Source organism: Pseudomonas sp. RC2C2, assembly GCF_018390435.1.
GTDB lineage: Bacteria > Pseudomonadota > Gammaproteobacteria > Pseudomonadales > Pseudomonadaceae > Aquipseudomonas > Aquipseudomonas donghuensis.
Window position 1 is genome coordinate 1379723 of the sequence record NZ_JAHBAX010000002.1, and the last position, 15692, is coordinate 1395414.

Sequence of the window (15692 nt, forward strand, 5' to 3'; positions counted from 1 at the left end):
GAAATCGCCATTCTCGATCGCGCACCCTGCCGGGGGTATCAAGGGTATTTCTGGGGGTACATTTCTGATTCAGCAAACCAAAAACGCCGCCCTAGAGACCTGTCCAAATGTTTTTCGGGGATCCGGATAGCCTTTGAGCAAAGGCTCATATTGGAACTGCAAAAAAATGCGAGAGTGGTTTGCACCACCCTCGCATCCTTTCACACATGCGCGGCCTCAGGCGCCGCCAAACACAATGTCGCTATTGAGCAGATCGACCCCGACCAGGGTGATGGTCGTTGTCTGTCCGGCCGTCTCGGCAACCGTCACGATGCTGTCTGCACCGCTGTTGTCGATCGATTGGACAACGGCGCTCTGGTCGCCGTTGAGCACCAGCGTGTCGCGCAGGCTTAGGCTCACATCGAAGCCGGTGACCTGGTACAGGTTCTCGGCGACTGACAGATCGATGTTGAAGGCATCCTGCTCACCGCCCGTGCCGATCAGGGTGAAGTCGAACGTTGCGTTGGCCGCGTCGTTGGCGAACAGGTTGGCGTCGAACGCACTGGTCGCTGTGTCCCCGTCCTTGTCCGTCAGCGTCGCATTGAACGCCAGCTTGACATCGCTGGCCAGGCTCTCGGTCTCCTGGATGAACTGGATCACCGGGATCTTGATCTCGCCCCTGGCCATCGTCAGCTGAACCGCGTCGATCAGCGCCGTGCCCTGCTTCTCAACGAGGAAGGAGACCTGTCCACCGGCCTCCGGCGTCAGGGTGTTGACCTCGATGAGGTTGGAGAACGTGCCATCCTCGTAGTAGATCCTGTAGTACAGGTCCTCGGTCGCCGTGTTGTATCCCCCCACGGAGTTGTCGATGAACACCCTCATGGCTGTCAGCAGGCTCTCCGGGTTGATGACGAAACTTTCATCGGCAGCGCTGATGGCCGCCAGGTTGTCCCCTTGGAAGAGGTTATTGGCAACGCCAATGCCGGCTGTGCTGACGTTCATGGCCGCCGGGTCTATGTACGCTGGCAAGGGGTTGGTCTGCAGCGCAGCTTCAGTGGGGTCGGGTTCTCCGAGCCCGATGCCGGTCAGGATGTCCGCCGTAGACGCAAGCGCCTTGGCGGAAAAGAACACAATCTCCTCGGAGGGCGAAGGGATAGCCGGGTCATCCGGCTCTGGAATCAACAAGGTGCGCACCGGGTCCGGGCCGCCGGCAGCGAGTGCGCCGTCGGCACTGCTGAGCACGATCGTCGAAGCAAAGCCTTGCACCAGATCCAATGCATAGCTGCCATTGGCAAAGGCGGTCAGCGTGTAGTCGACGGTGGTGTTCGCCGTTGCGGCGTTGTTGTCGAAGTCACCGGTCAAGGTCCCGGCGAACTGGTACGCACCATTGAGGTCCGGCGAGGGCACCAGCTCGGTGAGCGTGCCGGTCCCGGTCGTGGTCGTGTTGTCGGGTCTGACGAGGGTGAACTGGCCATTGACCAACGAGATGTTCAGGCCCGTCGCCCCCAGCCCATCGGCACCGGCCGACTTGCTCCAGAAGCCGTATTGCGCAAGGACGCTACCGGTCCCGATCAGGTTGCCGAATGCGAGTGCCGGGCCGTCGTCCTTGATCACCAGGTTCTGCCCGATATTGAGGGTGGCCTGGGCGCTGTCACCGTCCTTGTCGGTCTTGGTTGCCGTCAGGGTCACCAGGTTGTCCGAGGCCAGGCTGGTCGAATCATCCGGATTGGTCGCGTCGGGATGGATCACGGCGCGAAGCTGGTCGAGGGTGACGTCACCGTTGGCGGCAACGCTGACGGTGAGCACCAGTTGATTGGTCGTGGCCGTGCGGCCTTCCACCACGCCGCCGTTGAGCGACAGGTTGACCGCCTCACCGGTGGCAGAGTCGGTCAGCCCGGAAGCCCCGGCCACCACGCCCAGCGCATAGGTCAGCGTGCCAGCACCATCGGCGCCAAACGCCGAGGTGAAGTTGGCGGCAAAGTTTTGCGTGGCGTCGGTTGTTAGTACGGTTTCGTCCACCGTCAGCGTCGGTTCCGTACCGGTGGTGCTGATACTCGGGCCATCATCCTTGAACACCAGGTTTTGCCCGATATTCAGAGTCGCCTGGGCACTGTCGCCGTCCCCGTCGGTTTTGGTTGCCGTCAGGGTCACCAGGTTGTCGGCGCTCAAGCTGGTGGAGTCATCCGGATCGGTCGCGTCGGGATGGACCACGGCGCGGAGCTGGTCGAAGGTGACATCACCGTTGGCAGCGACGCTGACGGTGAACACCAGTTGGTTGGTCGTCGCCGTGCGGCCTTCCACCACTGTGCCATTGAGCGACAGGTTGACGGCCTCACCGCTAGCAGTGTCGGTCAAACCGGAAGCTCCGGCCACCACGCCCAACGCATAGGTCAGGGTGCCAGCACCATCGGCGCCAAACGCCGAGGTGAAGTTGGCGGCAAAGCTTTGCGTGGCGTCGGTTGCCAGCACGGTTTCGTCCACCGTCAGCGTCGGTTCCGTACCGGTGGTGCTGATACTCGGGCCATCATCCTTGAACACCAGGTTTTGCCCGATATTCAGAGTCGCCTGGGCACTGTCGCCGTCCCCGTCGGTTTTGGTTGCCGTCAGGGTCACCAGGTTGTCGGCGCTCAAGCTGGTGGAGTCATCCGGATCGGTCGCGTCGGGATGGACCACGGCGCGAAGCTGGTCGAGGGTGACATCACCGTTGGCAGCGACGCTGACGGTGAACACCAGTTGGTTGGTCGTCGCCGTACGGCCTTCGACTACTGTGCCATTAAGCGACAGATTGACCGCCTCACCGCTGGCCGTGTCGGTCAGCCCCGAGGCCCCGGCTACCACGCCCAACGCATAGGTCAGGGTGCCGGCACCATCGGCACCGAACGCCGAGGTGAAGTTGGCGGCGAAGTTCTGCGTGGCGTCGGTTGCCAGCACGGTTTCGTCCACTGTCAGCGTCGGCTCCGTACCGGTGGTGCTGATGCTCGGGCCGTCGTCCTTGAACACCAGGTTTTGCCCGATGTTTAACGTGGCCTGGACACTGTCGCCATCTCCGTCGGTTTTGGTTGCCGTCAGGGTCACCAGGTTGTCCGAGGTCAAACTGGTGGAGTCATCCGGATCGGTCGCGTCGGGATGCACCACGGCGCGAAGCTGGTCGAGGGTGACATCACCGTTGGCTGCGACGCTGACGGTGAACACCAGTTGGTTGGTCGTCGCCGTACGGCCTTCCACCACTGTGCCATTGAGCGACAGGTTGACGGCCTCACCGCTAGCAGTGTCGGTCAAGCCGGAAGCTCCGGCCACCACGCCCAACGCATAGGTCAGGGTGCCAGCACCATCGGCGCCAAACGCCGAGGTGAAGTTGGCGGCAAAGCTTTGCGTGGCGTCGGTTGCCAGCACGGTTTCGTCCACCGTCAGCGTCGGTTCCGTACCGGTGGTGCTGATGCTTGGGCCGTCATCCTTGAACACCAGGTTCTGCCCGATGTTCAGGGTCGCCTGGACACTGTCGCCATCTCCGTCGGTTTTGGTTGCCGTCAGGGTCACCAGGTTGTCCGAGGTCAGGCTGGTCGAGTCATCCGGATCGGTCGCGTCGGGATGGACCACGGCGCGGAGCTGGTCGAGGGTGACATCACCGTTGGCAGCGACGCTGACGGTGAACACCAGTTGATTGGTCGTCGCCGTACGGCCTTCCACCACTGTGCCATTGAGCGACAGGTTGACCGCCTCACCGCTGGCAGTGTCGGTCAAGCCGGAAGCTCCGGCCACCACGCCCAGCGCATAGGTCAGCGTGCCAGCACCATCGGCGCCGAACGCCGAGGTGAAGTTGGCGGCAAAGTTCTGCGTGGCGTCGGTTGCCAGCACGGTTTCATCGACGGTCAGCGTTGGCTCGGTGCCGGTGGTGCTGATGCTTGGGCCGTCATCCTTGAACACCAGGTTCTGCCCGATGTTCAGGGTGGCCTGGGCACTGTCGCCGTCCCCGTCGGTTTTGGTTGCCGTCAGGGTCACCAGGTTGTCCGAGGTCAAACTGGTGGAGTCATCCGGATCGGTCGCGTCGGGATGCACCACGGCGCGAAGCTGGTCGAGGGTGACGTCACCGTTGGCAGCGACGCTGACGGTGAACACCAGTTGGTTGGTCGTCGCCGTACGGCCTTCGACTACTGTGCCATTAAGCGACAGATTGACCGCCTCACCGCTGGCCGTGTCGGTCAGCCCCGAGGCCCCGGCTACCACGCCCAACGCATAGGTCAGGGTGCCGGCACCATCGGCGCCAAACGCCGAGGTGAAGTTGGCGGCAAAGTTCTGCGTGGCGTCGGTTGCCAGCACGGTTTCGTCCACCGTCAGCGTCGGCTCGGTGCCAGTGGTGCTGATGCTTGGGCCGTCATCTTTGAACACCAGGTTCTGCCCGATGTTCAGGGTCGCCTGGGCACTGTCGCCGTCCCCGTCGGTTTTGGTTGCCGTCAGGGTCACCAGGTTGTCCGAAGTCAAACTGGTGGAGTCATCCGGATCGGTCGCGTCGGGATGGACCACGGCGCGGAGCTGGTCAAGGGTGACATCACCGTTGGCAGCGACGCTGACGGTGAACACCAGTTGATTGGTCGTCGCCGTGCGGCCTTCCACCACTGTGCCATTGAGCGACAGGTTGACCGCCTCACCGCTGGCGGTGTCGGTCAGTCCGGAAGCCCCGGCCACCACGCCCAGCGCATAGGTCAGGGTGCCGGCACCATCGGCACCAAACGCCGAGGTGAAGTTGGCGGCAAAGTTCTGCGTGGCGTCGGTTGCGAGCACGGTTTCATCGACGGTCAGCGTTGGCTCGGTGCCAGTGGTGCTAATGCTCGGGCCGTCGTCCTCGAAGATTATCTTCGAGCCGATTTCGGCGGTCGTGGTAGAGGCTTGGCGCATCGTGAAGCCACCGATATCGAAATCGGCGTGGTTATTGCCCTTGGCGTCGATGGCCGCGCCATTCTCGATGAGCACGCGGTTGTGGTCGGCCGTTGTGGTGTACTCAATCTGGTAGCCGGCCTTAACGCCGGTGATGGTGGCAACCCCGGAAGCAAAGCTGATGACAATGGCCGGATCATTCACCGAGCCGTCCGAGTTCTCGATCACCAGCCCGGTGCTGATGTTGATGACGCGAACATTGCTGATTGCAACCGACGCATCATTGGCATAACCGTTGATGAAATTCACGCCAGGTTCAGCAGCGGTGCTGAATGCGCTGATTTTTACCACCGCGCTCTTGCCGCTTTGCAACTGCACGACGTCGAACGCGGCCGACCTCGTATTGAAGACGTCGGTAAAGTCGATGTTGGCTTCAACATCTGCTTCGTTCTGACTAAGGTTGGGAACGGTCACATTCTGCCTGGCACCGGTGACGAACGAAAAACGGATGCCTTCCTGCTCCACGATCATCTGATTGTTGGTGCCAAAGGTGGTCGGGCCACCCCCCTGGCTGGTGTTGATCGTGTCGCCCGTCGTTATATTGGCGCCGCTTGACTGGTCGGCGGGGTCCTTGCCGGTGGCGATAACGGTCGGATCCGTGATCCGCAGGACCCCACCGTCGTCAACCACGGTCGGGTTCGCCGTCGTGAACATCAGGAACAGGTTCTGCCCGGAGGGCGCATTGGCCAGGCTGAATCCCAGGTCCTGGCTGGCGCCGATGAACACCTTGTCCAGCAGGTTGAGGGCATCGTCCGGGTTACTGGCATCCGGATGCTTGAGCGGCTGGTATTCCACGGTCCAGATCTTGCCGCCGGTGACCGGCGATCCGGTTTCTTCAATGTAGGCCGCGAACACGATTGCGCCGGCTGGGCCCCCGGCTCGGCCCAGCAGGATGTTGTTGTTGGTATCGGTATAGAGAAGGATGCTGGTGCCATCGAGGGTATCGAGTCCGCTGTCCAGGCCATTGAGCGGTGCGCCCAGACTGTCGGTGAAGCTGACATCGGTAACGCTGCCGCCGGGTGCAGCGGTGATGGTGAACGCATCACTGCCGGTGTTGCCCACCGCACCTGTATAACCACTCAGGGCTGCACCTGTTGCGGTACCTGCCCCCAGCGCGGTCAAGCGGGTAGCGAAGACCGAGGGCAGCGCCGAGATCAGAATGTCATTGTCGTCAGCGTCTCCCGCAGGGCTTGCGGTGGCCGTGCTGTTTTGCAACCCGGCGGTTTCGTCCAGCGAAACGTTCACCCCTGTCGCCTCGACGCTCAGGGCGCAGGCGGTGGTGATGGCAGTGCTGGCGGGGGTGGCGTCTGTCGGGTTGGTGGAGGCGATCGTGATGGGAAACAGGTTGGCATCCGTGTCATCGGTAAGGTCGCTCGTCGGCGATGCGATTTTTTTGCGGATAGTCATGGCTTTCTCCCGAGCAATCCCGGCCCCAGAGGCCGGAGCGTGGACCTTTACTGCTACCATCCACCACTGTGAACGAGCGCCGGGGATTGCGCATCGGCCGATACTCCTAGGCAACATGGGAGTTTCAGCCTACCTGGGAGGGAGAACGGGCGACCAAGGCGTGCGTCGCCTGTTCCGTTGCTGAATGAGGGGATCCGGATAGTCCTTGACCGGGCTCGACGCGCTCATCCTGCAGCCCTGCCATACTGATCAGCATGACCAGTGCAACCTTCCGCTTCTACGAAGAGCTCAACGATTTCCTGCCGGCCGAACGGCGGCGGCAGTCCTTCACCTGCGAGTGCGCGCGCGGGGCCACGGTCAAGCACATGATCGAGGCGCTTGGGATACCGCACACCGAGGTCGAGCTGGTGCTGCTCAACGACGAGTCGGTGGGCTTCGAGCGGGTGGTCTTCGACCGCGACCGGCTGGCGGTGTATCCCAAGTTCGAAGCGCTGGACATCAGCCCGCTGCTACAGGTTCGTGCGCAACCTTTACGGGTGCTGCGCTTCATCGCTGATGCGCACCTTGGCGGGCTGGCCAGCCTGCTGCGCATGAGTGGCTTCGACACGCTCTACGACAATGGCTTCGAGGACGCCGAGATTGCCGAAATCGCTGCGCAGCAAGGACGCATCGTGCTAACCCGCGACCGCGAACTCCTCAAGCGGCGGATCATCAGCCACGGCTGTTACGTGCATGCCCTGAAGCCGTCGCTGCAACTGCGCGAATTGTACGAGCGCCTCGACCTGGCGCGTAGCGCGCGGCCATTCAGCCTGTGCCTTCACTGCAACCAGCCGCTGCACGAGATCAGCCCGGAACTGGCCCGGCCGCAGGTGCCGCCACGCATTGGCGCCCTCTATTCGCAATTCCTGCGCTGCGACGCCTGCCAACGGGTTTACTGGGAGGGTTCGCACTGGCGCGGCATGTGTGCACTGCTGGCACCGCTGCTGGACCAATAGCCAAGCGCATCGGGCCGTCTGCGTTGCCAGGGATAACTGGCTTTTGTGTCAGGTAGGTCAGGTTATATAGCCCCAAAGGCAAAGTCCGAAGGATCGAACCGATCGGTCGTGTCCATCCGAACACTTCGCAGGCTCACTGTTTCCAGGTGTGACGCGTACAGAAGCTCAGAAAAGTAGCTAATCAGGAGGGAGCGACGGCGTGCGCCGATTGAGTTCAGACTGCCCGCATGCACCAAATCGACATCAAACACCAGGATGTCGCCAGCGGAGCCTGAAAGCTGCACAGACCGGGACTCGTCACTGAAGTCGAATGGCGGCTCTCCCTGCCCAGGGCGATGGCTGCCGGGGACGATACGTGTCGCGCCGTTCTCGGGACCATAATCGTCGAAATAAGCCAGCGCGCTCACTATGTCGCCTGGCCGTTGGGCCGACAAGTCGCGGTGCAGCTGCTGATGACCGTCACCTGCAAGGGGTTCGCGACCCTCCACCTGCGAGAGGAAGAACCGTTCTCCGATCAACTCACCAACCGCCGCCAGCACCCGCGGCAGGCGACACACAGCCTGAACCGTCGAGTCTGTGTCCAACAGCGAATGGCGCCAGCCCATGCCACGCGGCACTGGCCATTGGCCCGATGGCTTCACCCCCGCATCGAACACTGCACGAAGGTCACCCAGCCACTCGTCCGGGATTGCTCGACGGAGCAGCACATAGCCATCTCGATGAAGTTGTTCGCGGTCAGTCATAGCGTCCTCAATGCCCTTACCACCCATGCGTCTTGCAGAACGGCCCTGAACTGGACTAAAGCATTGGGCAATAGTCAGCCAATGATCAAGCGTAGCGTTTACGAGCCCAGTGAGCGGAGCGGATTCACCGTTGCAAGAGTACATGCAGCTGATTGGCTGATGAACGCGGATGAACTGCTGCGCTCGCACGGCACATACACCACGTTTTTTCCCGCCCGCCCTGGTTATCCCGGCAGGATGAGATTGACTTCGGCCTGATCGAGTTTAATGTAGAGTACATGACATTAATTGTTGAGAGATCTACATGGTCGGTTGGTCGCTATTGATTCTTGGTCTACCGACAGCGAATGCGACCGAGCGAATGCGTGCCTGGAGGACCCTGAAGTCTTCAGGCGCGACGGTTTTGCGCGACGGTGTCTATCTGCTCCCCGAGTTCAGCGTGAGCAAAGATGCATTCGAGACGGTTGAGCGAGACGTACTTAGCCTCAATGGCACGGCATACTTGCTGACGTTTTCGGCGCCGGAAGAACGCTACAGTGCGCTGTTCGACCGAAGCGATGACTACACCAAGCTGCTGGAAGACATTGCTGGCTGCCGAGCAGCGCTGACTCAGGACAATGCACTTCAAGTAGCGCGGCAGGTGAGAAAGCTCAGGAAGGCCTATGGCCAGTTGACGACCATCGATTTTTTCCCTGGCGCACCCAAAGCCCAGGCCGACTCAGCGCTTCAAGACCTGGAGACGGCAATCAGTCGAGCGCTGTCTGCCGACGAGCCGACAGCCTATGAACAGCCGATCATCGTTCTTGATCGCAGCGCGTTTCAAGGGCGTAAATGGGCGACCCGAAAGCGCCCGTGGGTAGACCGGCTTGCCTGCGCCTGGTTGATCCGCCGCTTTATCGATACGAACGCCAAAATCATCTGGCTGGATAGCCCGAAGGACTGTCCTGGCGATGCGCTCGGCTTCGATTTCGATGGGGCGCAGTTCAGCCACACCGGCCAGCGAGTCTCCTTCGAGACCCTCATTGCCAGCTTTGCCCTTGAAGTATCGGGGCTATCGCGACTTGCCGCCGTCGTTCACTACCTGGACGTGGGGGGGAGCCAGCCCGTTGAAGCCCCAGGGATTGAGCGTGTCCTCACCGGATTGCGGGAAAGTATTCTCGATGATGATCAACTGACCCAGGTTGCCGGGGGCATCTTTGATGGCCTCCTGGCGGCTTTCGCAAGCGAGGATGTTGCCAATGGTTGATACAACCTCTGCAATTAGCGATCAGCCGCATGCTGCTCCGCCGCCTGTCGGCTTGTTTGAAGCATTGCTGTTCTGGCTCAAACTTGGCTTCATCAGCTTTGGCGGCCCGGCAGGTCAGATTTCGATCATGCACCAGGAGCTGGTCGAGCGTCGGCGCTGGATCAGTGAAAAGCGGTTTCTACACGCGCTGAACTATTGCATGCTGCTGCCCGGCCCGGAGGCCCAGCAGCTTGCGACTTACATCGGTTGGTTGATGCACCGTTCCTGGGGCGCAGTGATTGCCGGGGCGCTGTTCGTGCTGCCGTCGCTTTTTATCCTGATCGGATTGTCCTGGGTCTATGTGGCCTTTGGCGAGGTGCCGGTGGTGGCCGGGATCTTCTACGGTATCAAGCCTGCGGTGACGGCGATTGTGGTTCACGCCGCTCACCGGATCGGCTCTCGGGCCCTGAAGAACGCTTGGCTTTGGGCGATTGCCGCAGCCTCCTTCGTGGCCATTTTTGCGCTGAACGTGCCGTTCCCGGTGATCGTGCTGGTTGCCGGTATCACTGGTTATATCGGTGGCCGCTTTGCCGCGGACAAGTTCGTCATTGGCGGCGGGCATGGTGCTGCGAAAGCCAATTACGGCCCCGCCCTGATCGATGACGACACGCCAACGCCCGAGCACGCGCGCTTTCGCTGGGCGCATCTACTGCGCCTGGCGCTGATTGGTGCCGGGTTGTGGCTACTGCCAATGGGGGCATTGATAGGGTCGTTTGGCTGGGACAGCACCCTGACCCAGATGGGCTGGTTTTTCACCAAAGCCGCTTTGCTGACATTCGGCGGCGCCTACGCGGTGTTGCCTTACGTCTACCAGGGTGCCGTTGGTCATTACGGCTGGCTGACGCCTACCCAGATGATTGACGGGCTCGCGTTGGGCGAAACCACTCCCGGGCCACTCATCATGGTGGTGGCATTTGTGGGGTTTGTCGGCGGGTATCTCAATCCAATGTTTGGTGCCGATCAGCCTTTCCTTGCCGGCGCAATCGCAGCCAGCCTCGTCACCTGGTTTACGTTCCTGCCGTCTTTCCTTTTCATCCTGGCTGGCGGACCGTTGGTGGAGTCGACTCATAACGAGCTGAAGTTCACCGCCCCGCTCACCGGCATCACCGCCGCAGTGGTAGGCGTAATCCTCAACCTGGCGCTGTTCTTCGGTTATCACGTGCTTTGGCCAAACGGCTTCAACGGCACGTTTGATTGGCCATCCGCGCTGATCGCGGTCGGTGCCGCCGTCGCCTTGTTTCGCTTCAAACGGGGAGTCATTCAAGTGCTGTTAGCCTGCGCGCTGGTTGGTATGACAGTGCATTTGCTACAGCGGTGAGGTGGAATAGATATGAACGTCCGCTTTGTCCCTCCCACAACGTGGCCGGCAACGCTACCGGCCGGCGGCGGCCAGACCTGGATACGCAGAAACTCACCCGTGCACCAGGTAAGCCCCTGACGGAACCCGATACCGCAGTTTCTTGCATTTGCCGGGTGCGGGCTGATGCCCCGGCGGGCGATCAGGAAACCAGATTCGGCATTTACCCGGAGGCGGCAAATGGCTGCGGGGAATTACCACTGCATCGTACCCAGGCTGCGTGGATTGTTCGGCAACGCCCAGTGCTGCCTCGCTGCGCCTTTGCGCCTGCTCTTGCGGCCTCTTCTGTGCTGCGACCAGGTCCGCCTTGACGCTGGGCGGGATACCCGAAGACCGGGCCTGCTGCGCCGCCTGGATCAATTGGAAGTTGCGGTTGCGTAACTCGACGTTGCGACCAACCCGCATGTTCGAGCGCACCGCCAAGGTTTCAGCCTGCTGGTATTGCCCCTGCTGAAGACGCAAGACACCAAGGTAATGCAGCGTAGCGGGATTGTTCGGCTGGATATGCAGGGCTCGCTCCAGCGTGGCAGCGGCTTGGTCCAACTGGCCATTTTCATATTGCCGCGAGGCGGTTTCGATGAGGGTGGTTGATGCGCTGTTACTGTGCGCTGGCGCTCTTCGCTCAGCCGCAACCGAACCAAGCGACGCGACGGCGCAGAACACCAGGATCAGACCCGGGAGAAAACTCTTGGTTGGCATCAGGGGGCGGACTCGACTGATCTCGGACGGCACTGGCGTAAACAGACCACAGTGCTGCTCGGCATTGCCGATACAGGGCCCCCATTGACCTGCCCAGTACCCTGAAGTTCCCGCTGCAGCCGCCACCGTAACTTCGATTGTGACAGGCGGCGCCAGCCAACGCTGGCGCCGACCGACGCGCTCAAGGCTGCAGATTCACCAACCCTGGCACCGCCGCGCTACCCTCGTGCCGAACGTCATGGCCACACGCAACGAAATCCTCCTTGCGCAGCACCACCAGTGCCAGCAACGACGCGACCCCGGTCGCCACGTAGAAGTACCAGGGCGCGGTGATGTCGCCGGTGAGCTTGATCAGCCAGGTGGAAATCAGCGGCGCACTGCCGCCAAACACCGCCACCGGGATGTTGTAGGCCACGGCGATGCCGGTGGAGCGGATGCGCGTTGGCAGCAGCTCGCTCATCAGTGCGTAGGTCGAGGACGCGTACAGCCCGAACAGGATCGCCACGGCCATCAACGGCCAGAACAAGGTGGCCGGGGTGGCGCCGGGCGCGGCCTTGAAGAACCAGTACATGGCCAGGGTCGCCAGGGTGCCGATCACCATCAGGAACGGCTTGCGCCCGTAACGATCGGTGAAGGCGCCGCCGAAGGGCATGACCACCGCCGCCGAAAGGCTGGCGACGAACACGTAGAGCAAGGTGGTACCGCTGTCGAACTTGAGGGTGTTGGACATGTAGGTCGAGGCGAAGGTCAGCACCAGGTAGAAGATCGAGCTGTGCAGGGTGATGATGAAGAACACCAGGGCAATCGAGCGCTTCCACTGCCAGACCTCGCGCAGCGGCGCCTTCGAGGTCTGCCCGGCCTCTACCAGGGCGAGGAACTCCGGGCTGTCCTCAAGCTTCAGGCGGATGTACAGCGAGATGAAGCCCAGCGGCCCAGCGATCAGGAACGGGATCCGCCAGCCCCAGTCCTGCATCAGGTCGGCGCCCAGGGCCCAGGTCATACCGTTGGCCACGGCGCCGCCCAGGAGCAGGCCGAGCACGGCGGTGACCATCAGCCAGCAGGTGGCGAACCCCCGGCGCCCGGGGCCGGCATATTCGGAAATGAAGCTGGTGATGGTGCCGATTTCGCCACCGGCGGAGAAGCCCTGCACACAGCGGATCAGCACCAGCATCACCGGCGCGGCAATGCCGATGCTGGCGTAGGTTGGCAACAGGCCCAGCAGGCAGGTGGAGCCGGCCATCATCACCAGCACGGTGATCAGGGTCTTGCGCCGGCCGATCTTGTCGGCCAGAGGGCCGAAGAACAGGCCGCCCAGGGGCCGGATGAAGAAGCTCAAGGCAAAGGCCGCAAAGCTTGCCAGCAGGCTGCTGGTGGGGTCGTCAGAGACGAAGAAGGCCTTGCCGATGTACAAGGCCAGGAAACCGTAGACGCCATAGTCGTACCACTCGATCAAGTGGCCGGAAGTGGCGCCGATGAAGGCCCGGCGCCGCTGGCGCTGGGAGTTGAAAGATGACACACCCATCGTGGGGACTCCTGTCGTAGTGCTATCCATGAAATGCAGTGTTTCAGAGGTTGCTCAAAGGCCCCGTGGGGTCTTGCAGCCACTGACGCAAGCGGGTCTTGAGAATTTTGCCATAGCTGTTCTTCGGCAGCTCGGCGCAAAACAGGTATTTCTTCGGTTTTTTGAACGAGGCCATGCGCGCCAGGAACCAATCGTTGAGCGCCTGTGCATCGAGGCTGTGGGGCGTGCGCAGGACCACGAAGGCCACCACCGACTCGCCCCAATGGGCATCGGCCTCCCCCACCACGCACACTTCGAACACCTCGGGGTGCTGGATCAGCACTTCCTCGACTTCCCGCGGGTAGATGTTGCTGCCACCGGAGATGATCACATCCTTGCTGCGATCGGTAAGGGTCAGGTAGCCCTGTTCATTGAGGAACCCTATGTCGCCGGTACGCAGCCAGCCATCCACCAGGGCCTCCTGGGTGGCTTGCGGGTTATCCCAGTACCCCTGCATCACCGCCGCCCCGCGCACGGCGATTTCCCCGGGTTCGCCGGGGGCCAGGGGCAGGCCTTGCGCATCCACCACGCGCACCTCGACGCAGGCGTGGGCACGCCCGACCGAGGCGGCAATGACCGGCCAGTCGGCATGCCCGCGGTCGGCGATGGCCTCCCGCGACAGCGCGCTGATGGTCATCGGGCATTCGCCCTGGCCGTAAATCTGCACCAGGCGCGGGCCAAAGGTGTCCAGGGCCTCGGCGAGGTCGGCCAGGTACATGGGCGCCCCGCCGTAGACGATGGTCTTGATCCCTTCGCCGCAATAGCCCTGCTGCCGGGCCTGGCCGACCATGCGCTTGACCATGGTCGGCGCGGCAAACAGGCTGACCTGGCCCAGCGCCTGCGCCAGCTCGAACAACTCCGCCGCCTGGAACCCCCGGGACGCCGGCACCACGTGCCGGGCGCCGCAGCGCACATGGATGAAGTTGTACAGGCCGGCGCCGTGAGACATCGGCGCGGCATAGACCACCGCGTCTTCTGCGGCCACCGGATCGACGTCCAGCGGATAGCACAAGGACATGGCGATCAGGTTGCCATGGGACAGCATCACCCCCTTGGAACGCCCGGTGGTGCCGGAGGTGTAGAACAGCCAGGCCAGGTCGCTGTCCTCCCGCGGGTGCGGCGCCAGCAGTTCATCGCCCGGCAGCTGGCCTGGATCGGCCAGCCCGGGCGCGGCCAGCTCACGGCAGCCAGCCGGCAGCGACGCGCGGTCAAAGACCTCGCCCTCATCGGTATAGACCAACCGGGCCCCGGCATTGCCGGCTATCCAGGCCGCTTCCCGTGCGTGCAGCTTGCTGTTGATCGGAACCGCCACCGCCCCGCTCCACCAGATGGCATACAGCAATTCGAGATAGCCGCAGCTGTTCTTCATCAGCAACGCCACCCGGTCACCAGGCACGATGCCGTACTCATGGCGCAATTGCAGGGCACGTGTCCGGGCCTGGGCGGCGAACGCCTGGTAGTCGGCAACCTCGCGGCACCCCTCGAACAGCGCCGCCCGCCGCGGCCAGCGCTGGGCCGCAGCGTGCAGCCAATGGGCGATGTTCATCCTCAGACCTTGACCGCTTGCAGGACGCTGGCGTAGTTGGCCACCGCCATGCCGCCCATGTTGAACAGCAAGCCGAACTCGGCACCGGGCACCCCCAGGCCGATGGGTTTACCGACCAGTTGGGCAAAGCCCAGGGCATGCATCGATACCCCGGTGGCCCCCACCGGATGCCCCTTGGCCTTGAGCCCGCCGGAGAGGTTCACCGGCAGGCGGCCGCCCTGGCGTACGATGCCCGCGTCCAGCACCCGGTGGCCCTCGCCCTTGGGCGCCAGGCCCATGGCTTCGTAGATCAGCAGTTCGGCGATGGTGAAGCAGTCGTGGACCTCGGCGAAACTCAGGTCGCCGAGGGTCACCCCGGCCTCGCGCAGGGCCCCTTGGATAGCCCGTTGCGGCCCTTCGAAGGCCAGCATGTCACGGCGCGACAAGGGCAGGAAGTCGTTCACCTGGACCATGGCGCGGATCGCCACCTGGCGCCGCATCGAACGGGCGCGCCGCGGCGAGGCGAGGATGATCGCCGCCGCGCCGTCACTGATCAGCGAGCAGTCGGTCAGGCGCAGTGGCGGAGCGATCAGCGGGTTGCCCTGGGAAACATTGTTACAGTGTTCGAAGTCCATCACCCGGTGCATCTGCGCCAGGGGGTTGGCCATGGCATTGGCGTGATTCTTCACCGCGATCGCGGCCATCGAGGCCAAGGGGCTGTGGTAGCGCTCGGCGTACTGCTGCGCCACCTGGCCAAACAGCTGGGCGAAGCTCAGGCCGGCTTCCTGGAGGGCATTCTGGTAGCCGGCGCCGGCCAGGGCCCGGGTGACTTCGACGGTGCTGTTGCCGGTCATTTTCTCCGCGCCGACCACCAGTACCAGTTCGGCGGCACCGCTGCGGATCGCGTTGATCCCGGCCTGGATCGCCGCTGAGCCTGAGGCGCAAGCGTTCTCGCAGCGCGTGGCGGGCTTGAAGCGCAGTTGCGGGTCGGCCTGGAGCATCAGCGAGGCGGGGAAACCATCGGCCACCAGGCCGGCGTTGAAGTGCCCGAGAAACAGCGCGTCGATTTCTGCTGCGTCGATCGCCGCGTCCGCCAGGGCTTCGCGGGTAACCTGGACGATCAGGTCCTCGAGGTTCAGGCCGTCCAGGCGACCGAAAGGACTGTGGGCGGCAGCGACGATGGATACGGAGTCGTGAGTCATGGTGATT

General features: G+C 62.7%; 9 protein-coding genes. 3 read left to right on the forward strand and 6 right to left on the reverse strand.

Going from position 1 to position 15692, the window contains the following annotated elements; all coding sequences use genetic code 11:
* Positions 1-216 precede the first annotated feature (216 nt).
* On the reverse strand, positions 217-6318 hold the full coding sequence (locus KHO53_RS24880; protein ID WP_213571158.1) for a DUF5801 repeats-in-toxin domain-containing protein: 6102 nt from the start codon (positions 6316-6318) through the stop codon (positions 217-219).
* 254 nt (positions 6319-6572) lie between these two features.
* Between KHO53_RS24880 and KHO53_RS24885 the strand changes: the two genes are divergently transcribed.
* Entirely contained in the window at positions 6573-7313 is a 741-nt protein-coding gene (locus KHO53_RS24885) for a Mut7-C RNAse domain-containing protein (protein WP_010223555.1), read from the forward strand.
* A 62-nt stretch (positions 7314-7375) separates the two neighbouring features.
* On the opposite strand, the gene KHO53_RS24890 is transcribed toward KHO53_RS24885, so the two are convergent.
* Positions 7376-8056, reverse strand: coding sequence for a phytanoyl-CoA dioxygenase family protein (locus KHO53_RS24890; protein ID WP_026001358.1), 681 nt, complete (start codon positions 8054-8056; stop codon positions 7376-7378).
* Between the two features lie 304 nt (positions 8057-8360).
* On the opposite strand from KHO53_RS24890, the gene KHO53_RS24895 reads away from it, so the two are divergent.
* Together KHO53_RS24895 and chrA are read left to right on the forward strand one after the other, a co-directional pair.
* Positions 8361-9302, forward strand: coding sequence for a chromate resistance protein ChrB domain-containing protein (locus KHO53_RS24895; RefSeq protein WP_213571160.1), 942 nt, complete (start codon positions 8361-8363; stop codon positions 9300-9302).
* Positions 9295-10659 (forward strand): chromate efflux transporter, encoded by a 1365-nt coding sequence (gene chrA, locus KHO53_RS24900; protein ID WP_010223558.1) that lies wholly within the window; start codon positions 9295-9297, stop codon positions 10657-10659. Before KHO53_RS24895 ends, chrA begins: the two co-directional genes overlap by 8 nt.
* Before the next feature lie 93 nt (positions 10660-10752).
* Here chrA and KHO53_RS24905 read toward each other — a convergent pair whose 3' ends face one another.
* From KHO53_RS24905 to KHO53_RS24920, 4 genes are all read right to left on the reverse strand, one after another.
* Positions 10753-11397, reverse strand: coding sequence for a tetratricopeptide repeat protein (locus tag KHO53_RS24905; protein WP_036995114.1), 645 nt, complete (start codon positions 11395-11397; stop codon positions 10753-10755).
* 181 nt (positions 11398-11578) lie between these two features.
* Positions 11579-12919, reverse strand: coding sequence for an MFS transporter (locus KHO53_RS24910; protein ID WP_010223560.1), 1341 nt, complete (start codon positions 12917-12919; stop codon positions 11579-11581).
* A gap of 43 nt (positions 12920-12962) precedes the next feature.
* Positions 12963-14504, reverse strand: a complete 1542-nt coding sequence (locus KHO53_RS24915; protein WP_213571162.1) for a class I adenylate-forming enzyme family protein — start codon at positions 14502-14504, stop codon at positions 12963-12965.
* 2 nt (positions 14505-14506) lie between these two features.
* Complete coding sequence (locus tag KHO53_RS24920) at positions 14507-15685, reverse strand: acetyl-CoA acetyltransferase (RefSeq protein ID WP_010223562.1); 1179 nt, start codon at positions 15683-15685, stop codon at positions 14507-14509.
* Positions 15686-15692: the final 7 nt, after the last annotated feature.

Excerpts from the sequence above, each read along its gene's own strand:
- KHO53_RS24890 (WP_026001358.1), bottom strand. The coding sequence starts at position 8,056 with ATGACTGACCGCGAACAACTTCATCGAGATGGCTATGTGCTGCTCCGT.
- KHO53_RS24885 (WP_010223555.1), top strand. The coding sequence starts at position 6,573 with ATGACCAGTGCAACCTTCCGCTTCTACGAAGAGCTCAACGATTTCCTG.
- KHO53_RS24895 (WP_213571160.1), top strand. The coding sequence starts at position 8,361 with ATGGTCGGTTGGTCGCTATTGATTCTTGGTCTACCGACAGCGAATGCG.
- chrA (WP_010223558.1), top strand. The coding sequence starts at position 9,295 with ATGGTTGATACAACCTCTGCAATTAGCGATCAGCCGCATGCTGCTCCG.
- KHO53_RS24880 (WP_213571158.1), bottom strand. The coding sequence starts at position 6,318 with ATGACTATCCGCAAAAAAATCGCATCGCCGACGAGCGACCTTACCGAT.
- KHO53_RS24915 (WP_213571162.1), bottom strand. The coding sequence starts at position 14,504 with ATGAACATCGCCCATTGGCTGCACGCTGCGGCCCAGCGCTGGCCGCGG.
- KHO53_RS24905 (WP_036995114.1), bottom strand. The coding sequence starts at position 11,397 with ATGCCAACCAAGAGTTTTCTCCCGGGTCTGATCCTGGTGTTCTGCGCC.
- KHO53_RS24910 (WP_010223560.1), bottom strand. The coding sequence starts at position 12,919 with ATGGGTGTGTCATCTTTCAACTCCCAGCGCCAGCGGCGCCGGGCCTTC.
- KHO53_RS24920 (WP_010223562.1), bottom strand. The coding sequence starts at position 15,685 with ATGACTCACGACTCCGTATCCATCGTCGCTGCCGCCCACAGTCCTTTC.